General features: G+C 71.7%; 7 protein-coding genes and 1 pseudogene. All 8 read right to left on the reverse strand.

From position 1 onward, the window contains the following. Window positions 1-195 precede the first annotated feature (195 nt). Entirely contained in the window at window positions 196-3,036 is a 2,841-nt protein-coding gene (locus ACWGIU_RS21580) for a DEAD/DEAH box helicase (RefSeq protein WP_453708122.1), read from the reverse strand. A 46-nt stretch (window positions 3,037-3,082) separates the two neighbouring features. Then, window positions 3,083-4,007, reverse strand: a pseudogene (locus ACWGIU_RS21585) (diacylglycerol kinase). 84 nt (window positions 4,008-4,091) lie between these two features. Next, entirely contained in the window at window positions 4,092-5,057 is a 966-nt protein-coding gene (gene tatC, locus ACWGIU_RS21590) for a twin-arginine translocase subunit TatC (protein ID WP_453708124.1), read from the reverse strand. A gap of 47 nt (window positions 5,058-5,104) precedes the next feature. Next, window positions 5,105-5,395, reverse strand: a complete 291-nt coding sequence (tatA, locus tag ACWGIU_RS21595; protein ID WP_365275554.1) for a Sec-independent protein translocase subunit TatA — start codon at window positions 5,393-5,395, stop codon at window positions 5,105-5,107. A 224-nt stretch (window positions 5,396-5,619) separates the two neighbouring features. Continuing rightward, complete coding sequence (locus tag ACWGIU_RS21600; protein ID WP_453708126.1) at window positions 5,620-5,820, reverse strand: hypothetical protein; 201 nt, start codon at window positions 5,818-5,820, stop codon at window positions 5,620-5,622. A 25-nt stretch (window positions 5,821-5,845) separates the two neighbouring features. Then, a complete protein-coding gene (locus tag ACWGIU_RS21605; protein WP_453708128.1) occupies window positions 5,846-6,073 on the reverse strand; it encodes a hypothetical protein in 228 nt (75 codons plus the stop codon). A gap of 14 nt (window positions 6,074-6,087) precedes the next feature. Then, window positions 6,088-7,056: a helix-turn-helix transcriptional regulator gene (locus ACWGIU_RS21610; RefSeq protein WP_453708130.1), complete on the reverse strand. Its 969-nt coding sequence runs from the start codon at window positions 7,054-7,056 to the stop codon at window positions 6,088-6,090. A gap of 104 nt (window positions 7,057-7,160) precedes the next feature. Further along, the gene (locus ACWGIU_RS21615) at window positions 7,161-8,123 is read right to left on the reverse strand and encodes a helix-turn-helix transcriptional regulator (protein WP_453708132.1); all 963 of its coding nucleotides are present in this window, start codon (window positions 8,121-8,123) and stop codon (window positions 7,161-7,163) included. Between the last annotated feature and the right edge of the window lie 125 nt (window positions 8,124-8,248).

Consider the following 8,248-nt stretch of genomic DNA (forward strand, 5'->3'; position numbering starts at 1 on the left):
GCGCGTAGGAGTTCCTCGCGCGGCGGCCGGCCACTGTCCGGTCTCAGCCGGTCGGCACGTGGCCGACCGACCCGTCTCGGACCATCGTCCGCTTCCCCGCTCATGGAATCGATCGTCGCACAGAGCACGCCGATTCGATCATGGCAAGAGATCAGATCGAGCCATCCCCACTCTCAGAGGAAGCCCCAAAAGCGCCTAGCCGACCGAGCTGTAGGCCACTACACCCCGAAGCAGCGCGTCCACGGCCTTACGGGCATTTCGCGCCACCGTGCTACCGCTGTCGCCTGAGGCCGCCGGAGCCGCCGCCGCGACCTGCCCGAGCACGTCGATGACCTGCTTGCACCAGCGCACGAAGTCACCGGCCGGCATCTCCGCCTCGCGCAGCACCTCGTCCAGGCTCTTGTCGGAGGCCCACTGGTACGCCGCCCACGCGAAGCCGAGATCCGGCTCGCGCTGGCCCACGCCCTCCGCCTGGTTGATGCGGTGCGCCTCCTCCAACGCGTCGAGCCGGCCCCAGATCCGGACCATCTCGCCCAGCGCCTCCTTGGCCGCGCCGCCCGGCACCTTCGGGGCGACCGCGTCGTCGGACTGCCGCGCCTCGAAGACCAACGCCGAGACACAGGCCGCCAGTTCGGCCGGGCTCAAGCCCTCCCACACCCTGGCCCGCAGGCATTCGGAGGCCAGCAGGTCCAGCTCCCCGTACAACCGGGCGAGCCGCTTGCCGAGCACGGTGACCTCGTCCTCGCGCAGGTAGTCCAGCTCGGTCAGCAGTGCGTGGATCCGGTCGAAGGTGCGGGCGATGGTGTTCGTCCGGCCCTCGATCCGCCGCTCCAGCTGCTGGGTGTCCCGCTTGAGCCGGTAGTAGCGCTCCGCCCAGCGGGCATGGTCCTCGCGCTCGTCACAGCCGTGGCAGGGATGCGCCCGCAGCTCGCTGCGCAGCCGGGCGATCTCACGGTCGTCGGCTGCCGCGGCCCGGCCGCGGGAGCGCCGCTCCGGCGTGATGTGCCCGGCCTTGGTCCGCAGCTGGGACGCCAGGTCCCGGCGGGACTGCGGCGAGCGTGCGTTGAAGGTCTTCGGGATCCGCATCCGGTCGAGCGCCTCCACCGGGACCGGGAAGTCGATCGCGGCGAGCCGCTTGACCTGCCGCTCGGCGGTGAGCACCAGCGGGCGCGGGCCCTCCGCGTACTCGTACCCGCGGTGCCCGTTGACCCGCCCGGCCGGCACGCCCGGGTCCAGGACCAGCGCGAGCCCGGCGAACTTGCCCGTCGGCACGTGGATGATGTCACCCGGCTTGAGCTTCTCCAGCGAACTGGCCGCCTGCACGCGGCGCTGTGCCGCGCCCTGCTTGGCCAGGTCCGTCTCCCGGTCCTTGAGGTCACGGCGCAGCTGCGCGTACTCCTCGAAGTTCCCCAGGTGACAGGTCATGCCCTCCTGGTAGCCCTCCAGGCCCTCCTCGTTGCGCTGCACCTGCCGGGAGATCCCGACGACCGAGCGGTCGGCCTGGAACTGCGCGAAGGAGGTCTCCAGCAGCTCGCGCGAGCGGTGCCGCCCGAACTGGCTGACCAGGTTCACGGCCATGTTGTAGGAGGGCTTGAAGCTGGAACGCAGCGGATACGTACGGGTACCGGCGAGGCCGGCGAGCCCCGCCGGGTCCATGCCGCGCTGCCAGAGCACCACCGCGTGGCCCTCGACGTCGATGCCGCGCCGCCCGGCCCGGCCGGTCAGCTGCGTGTACTCGCCGGGGGTGATGTCGGCGTGCTGCTCGCCGTTCCACTTGACCAGCTTCTCCAGGATCACCGTGCGCGCGGGCATGTTGATGCCCAGCGCCAGGGTCTCCGTCGCGAAGACGGCCTTCACCAGGCCGCGTACGAAGAGCTCCTCCACGACCTCCTTGAAGGTGGGCAGCATGCCCGCGTGGTGCGCGGCGATGCCCCGCTCCAGGCCTTCGAGCCACTCGTAGTACCCCAGGACGTGCAGGTCCTCGGTGGGGATGGAGGCGGTGCGCGCCTCGACGAGTGCGCGGACCTTGAGCCGCGCGGCTTCGTCGTTGAGCCGCAGGCCCGCGTACAGGCACTGCTGGACGGCGGCCTCGCAGCCGGCCCGGCTGAAGATGAAGTTGATGGCGGGCAGCAGCCCGTCGTTGTCGAGGCGGGCGATGACCTCGGGCCGGGACGGGGTCCAGACCCGGCCCCGGGAGCGCCGCTCACGCTCGCGGTCGGCCTCGCGGACCATCTTTCCGCGTCGCCGGTCCTTCGGACTGTAGGTGCGGCTGTTCTCCTCGCGGGCCATGCGCAGCAGGTCGGGATTGACCTCACGGCGCGCGGAGCCGCGGCCACCGTGGTCGGACTCCTCCTCGAAGAGGTCGTAGATCCGGCGGCCGGCCATGACGTGCTGCCACAGCGGTACGGGCCGCTCCTCGGAGACGATCACCTCGGTGTCCCCGCGCACGGTGTCCAGCCAGTCACCGAACTCCTCGGCGTTGGACACGGTGGCCGACAGGGAGACCAGGGTCACCGACTCGGGGAGGTGGATGATCACTTCCTCCCAGACGGCCCCGCGGAACCGGTCGGAGAGGTAGTGGACCTCGTCCATCACGACGTGGCCGAGGCCGAGCAGCGACTGGGAGCCCGCGTACAGCATGTTCCGGAGCACCTCGGTGGTCATCACGACCACCGGCGCCTCGGAGTTGACGCTGTTGTCGCCCGTCAGCAGGCCCACCTTGTCGGCGCCGTAGCGCTTGACGAGGTCGGCGTACTTCTGGTTCGACAGCGCCTTGATCGGCGTCGTGTAGAAGCACTTGCGGCCCTGCTGGAGGGCCAGGTGCACGGCGAACTCGCCGACGATGGTCTTGCCCGAGCCGGTCGGGGCGGCGACGAGGACGCCTTTGCCGGCCTCCAGCGCCTTACAGGCCTCGACCTGATAAGGGTCCAGGTCGAAGTCGTACATCTCGCGGAAGGGGGCCAGGGCGGAGGCCTCTTCGGCGGCGCGGATCCGGGCAGCGGCGTACCGCTCGGCGGGTGAGAGTTCTTCGGTCATCTTGCTGTCGAGCCTACCCGCCACCCCTGACAACAGTCGCGATCATTTAAGTGAGCAGCCGGACGGCACGGGGAACGCATTCGGCGGTCACCGGAAGCGCCCCCAGCGGCTCGCCGTCCGCGTACGCGGACAGGCCCGCCGCCTCCAGGGTGATCTTCCTGGCCCGGTGGACGGTCACCTTCGGATGGCCCAGGTGGCGGCCCCTGTAGACCTGCGGGAACACCGTGAGGAGGGTGGCCCGGCTGCAGTCGCCGACCACCGTGACGCCGAAGAGCCCGTCGTCGGGAACGGCGTCCGCGCAGATGCGCATGCCCCCGCCGTAGGAGGATCCTCCCCCAGACTCCGTCCGGGGGGACCCCCAGGACGGCCACCAGCGTGGCCTCGGTCTCGATCACCGGCCCCCCGTCCAGGGTGATCCGGTACGGGAAGGGCCGGAAGGCGGCCAGCTCGGCGGTCATCGCCAGGTCGTACTTGAACCGGCCGACCGGCAGCCGCATCCGGTTGCCCCGGTCGTTGACCCGCGAGTCGAAGCCGGAGCACAGCACCGTCCCGAACCACTTCTCCTGGTCGGCGCCGCCTACCCGGCCCAGGTCGATCTCCCGAGTCCGGCTCTCCTTGAGGGCCTCGGCGGCCATCTGTCCGGCGCGCGCCGGCTCCCGTACGGGCAGGCCCATGGCCCGGGCGAAATCGTTGCCGGTGCCCACCGCGACCACCCCGAGCGGCACCGGTGTCCCGGCCAGGGCTTGGAGCGCCAGGGAGACCATCCCGTCACCGCCCACGGCGATCACCGAACCGGTGCCCTCACGGACGGCCGCCGTCAGCCGGGCCAGCGCGTCCGGCGCGTCGGCGCCCACGACGGTCCGTACGGAGAACCCGGCCGCCCGTACAGCCGAAGCGGCCGGCTGCGCGGCGTGCGCGCCCCGGCCGCGTCCGGCTGTGGGATTGACGAAGAGGGTGACCTCTTGACTCATCCTCGGGAATGTACCGGAGCCCGTTCGCGGACCGCGGTCGGACCCGGAGGCGCCTCCCGGCGGCGGTGGCCGGGGGCGTACCCGTCAGGTGGCGTCGTCGTAACCGTTGACCCGGTGGCGGGCACCGTCGGCCTGCTCGGGCAGCGCCGCGGGAGCCGGGACCGGGTCCAGCGCACCGATCGGCGCCGGGGTGAGGTCCAGCTCGGAGGCCTCGTCGTCACTCAGGCCCGCGTCGGGGTCGTTGCGCCTGCGCCTGCGGTCGTTGAGGAGACAGATCCCGAGGGCGGCGAAGTAGAGGGCCACGATGGGCAGGGCCAGCGCGAGCATCGTCGGCGGGTCACCGGTGGGGGTCGCGAAGGCGGCGAAGACCGTGATGCCGAGGACCATGCCCCGCCACCAGCTCGCCAGCCGCTTGCCGGTGAGCACACCGGTGAAGTTCAGCAGGATCAGCAGCAGCGGCAGCTCGAAGGCCAGGCCGAACACGATCACCATGCGGGTGACCAGGTCGAGGTAGTCGTCGACCGGCAGCAGGTTGCGCGCGTGGTCGGGGGTGAACTCGAGCATGATCGTCGCGGTCTGCGGAAGGATCTTGTACGCGAGCACCGCGCCGGTCAGGAAGAGGGGCGCGCCGACCGCGACGAAGCTCCGCGCGTACTTCTTCTCGTGGCTGTGCAGCCCGGGCGCGGCGAACGCCCACAGCTGGTAGAGCCACACCGGGGCGGACAGCACCACACCGGCCATCAGGGCGACCTTCAGGGCGATCGAGAACGCCGAGATCAGACCGTTCACGGTCATGTCGGCGCAGGGGCGACCGTTGCGCTGGGTCACCACGCCGTCCGTGCAGCCGACGGAGTCCAGCATCGGCTTCAGCAGGAAGTTGATGATGTCCCGGTAGAAGAACGCGGCGACGATCGTGATCACGACGATCGCCAAGACCGACTTCAGCAGGCGGTTCCGAAGCTCACGCAGGTGCTCGACGAGAGGCATGCGCCCTTCGGCGTCCTTGGCCTGTCGTTGTTTCTTCTCCTGCTTGCGGGCAGAGTTGAGCAACCCACGTCCCTTGTCTCGTTGCAGATGACTGGCGTGTACGGCGGGTGTCAGCCCTGGGCGGTGCGGTTCGGCTCGCTCACCGGACGCGAGCTACTGACGTCACCCGGCGCGGCCTGGATGGTACGCGGGGCGACGGGCTGCTGGGCGGACTGGTCCGCGGGCGCGGCGGTGGCGGCGTCGTCGCTCTCGCCGTCCTTCTTCATGGCCTTGGCCTCGCTCTTGAGGATGCGGGCCGACTTGCCGAGGGAGCGGGCCATGTCGGGGAGCTTCTTGGCGCCGAACAGCAGGATGATGAGTCCGACGATGACGAGGATTTCCCAACCCCTGAAGTTGCCCATAGGTATCTTCCTTCTCTCCGAGGTTCACAGCACGCCGGACGGACGCCCAGGACCTGCTCTACCGAGGATCGTAACCCCAGGGGGTTAACGCCCGGCAATCCCCGGGGGTCCGCGCGCTTGCGCCCGGGCCGGTTCTCCATGCCCCGGTCATACCCATTCGTCCCCCGGCCGAGGGCTGTCCCGTGATCCCCGGCGAACCGAGGGGTGGGCTCACGGGACAGCCGTCAGGGACGGGCGCCGTGTCCCGCCCGGGCCAGGTCGACGGCCGCCCGCTCGAGATCCGCCGAGGCGTCGGTGATCCGGCGGCTGGCCTGCGCCACCTGGGAGGCCAGCCTGCGCACCTCCACGTACACCCGCACCGCGAGCACGGCGAGCACGGCCACTCCGAGGAAGCCCAGGGCAATTGCGAACATCGGCCACAGCATGGGGCGAGCCTAGGCCACCGCCGGGTCAGACGCTGCGCAGGGTGCTCACGCCACCACCGGTGAGCAGTTCCACGATCCGCTCGCCGGCGGGTTTGCGTACGGCCGCACCGCATTCGGGACAGGTGAAGGAATAGAACGTGGCCCGCCGGCTGCCGCCGATGACCAGCCGCAGGGCGGCCGCGTCCAGCTCGAAGCGGGCACGGCACTCGGGACAGGAGGCCTTGAAGGCGACGGGCCCGGACATTGGCGACATCGACCGCGCTCCCCTCAGACCTGTTCCCCGTACCCCGCCAGTGCGTCCCGGGCGGCGCTGCGCGCGCTGTCGGCCAGCTCCGCCGGAGCGACGATCCGGCCCTCGCGGCCCAGCCGCAGCGCGAGCCGGCGCAGCGAGGCCGGGTCCGGGCTGCGCAGGGTGATCCGCAGACCGCCCCCGGCCAGCTCCTCCGCGCTGTCGTGGGGGTAGTACTCGGCGACCCAGCGCCCGCCCGGCCCCACCTCGACCACGACCTCCGGGTCCTCGGCGGCCGGCTGGACGAGTCCCTCGGACAGGTCGCGCGGCTCGATGGCGGGCGGCTCGGCCCGCTCGTCCAGCAGCCTGATCTCCGCGACCCGGTCGAGGCGGAAGGTGCGCCGGGCCTCCGAGAGGTGGCACCAGCCCTCCATGTACGTATGCCCCACCGCGAAGAGCCGGATCGGGTCGACCTTGCGCTCGGTGAGCTCGTCCCGCGCCGGCGAGTAGTAGCGCAGCCACAGTCGCCGGCGCTCCGCGATGGCCCGGTCGACGTCCGCGAAGACCCCGCCCTCGGACTCGAAGGTCACCGACAGCCGGGAACTGGCCCCGGCCACCTCGCCCGCGGCCGCCTCCAGCTTGGCGGTGGCCCGCAGCAGGGCGTCCCGGTCGCTCTCGCGCAGCCCGGGCAGGGTGGCCACCGCGCGCGCGGCCACCAGCAGCGCGGTCGCCTCGTCGGCGGCCAGCCGCAGCGGCTCCGCGGTGGACTCCCCCGAGGCGTCGGGATTGCGCCACCAGATACGCTCCCCGTCGGTGTCGATGTCGAGCAGGTCCCCGCCCCGGAAGCTCGTCCCGCACATGGGCAGCACGTCGAGGTCCGAGATCAGCTCGTCCTCGGTGATCCCGAAGGCGCGCGCGACGTCCGCGACGTGCGCACCGGGGCGCTCGCGCAGGTAGGTCACCAGGGACAGCATGCGGCGGGTCTGGTCGATGGCGTTGGCAGCCATGCTGGTACGTCTCCCCCTCAGGGCACGTCTGTGGATGTCGCTCTTGTGGAACGGTGCGGCCGCGGATCGGCCGCCGGGCCCGCGGGCCCCTGGATCGGGCCCGGTCAGGCCCCGGCGACGGCCCGCAGCCGGTCCACCACGTCCGCCCGCAGGTCGGCGGGACCGACCACGACGACGTCGGGTCCGAACTCCACCAGCCAGGCGTCCAGCCCGTGCCCGTACGGGATCTCCAGCTCGTCCCAGCCGTCCCCGCCCCCGCCCTCGCGCACCGCGGTGGCCTTGGCCCGCAGCGGGTAGCCCGCCCCGGCCCGCAGCCGGATCACCGCGGAACGGTCCGCGCTCTCCCCGGCCCAGCTCGCCACGGTCTCCCGCACGGTCACCACGTCCGGCACCTCGGCCGTGTACTTCGCGGCCCGGGAGCGGACCTTGCCGGTGATCCGGGAGAGCCGGAACACCCGCTCGGCCCCGCGGTCGCGGTCGTAGCCGGCCAGGTACCAGTGGCCGCGCCAGCACTCCAGCGCCCAGGGCTCCACCTGCCGGGCCTCGGGACTGGCGGCGGTGGACTTGCGGTAGTCGAAGACCACCGGCCGGCGGTCCCGGCAGGCCAGCATCAGCGGCTCGAAGGCCGCCTCGTGGACCGGGATGCGCGGCTCGATCGCACTGTGCTGCCCCGCGTACGGGTCCTCCGCCTCGGGCATCCCGCCCGCGCGCAGCTTCTGCAGGGCCCCGCTGGCGGCCCCCGCCAGCCGGGCCTGCTGCCAGACCTTGGCCGCCAGCCCCAGGGCCGCGGCCTCCTCGGCGTCGAGGGAGACGGGAGGCAGCCGGTTGCTGTCCCGGCGGGCCAGATAGCCGGTCTCGCCGTCCAGGTTCTCCACCGTCTCGATGACGAGGCCTAGTTCACGCAGGTCGTCCTTGTCCCGCTCGAACATGCGGTTGAAGGACTCGTCGTTGCCGGCCTCCATGTAGGCCTCGATGGAGCCGCGCAACTCCCGCTTGCTGAGCGGCCGGCGGGTCCCCAGCAGACACAGCGCCAGATTCATCAGCCGCTCGGCCTTGGCAATCGCCATCGACGCCCTTCCGCCCTTCTCCGCCTGCACATCCGTCGGACCGTCACACGGGCCGCTGCCCGATGCGGACGCACCCGTTGACCGTTGACCGTACCGCCCCGGCGCGCCCGGACAAAAGCGAGGGG

This window comes from Streptomyces sp. NPDC054840, from assembly GCF_053611065.1.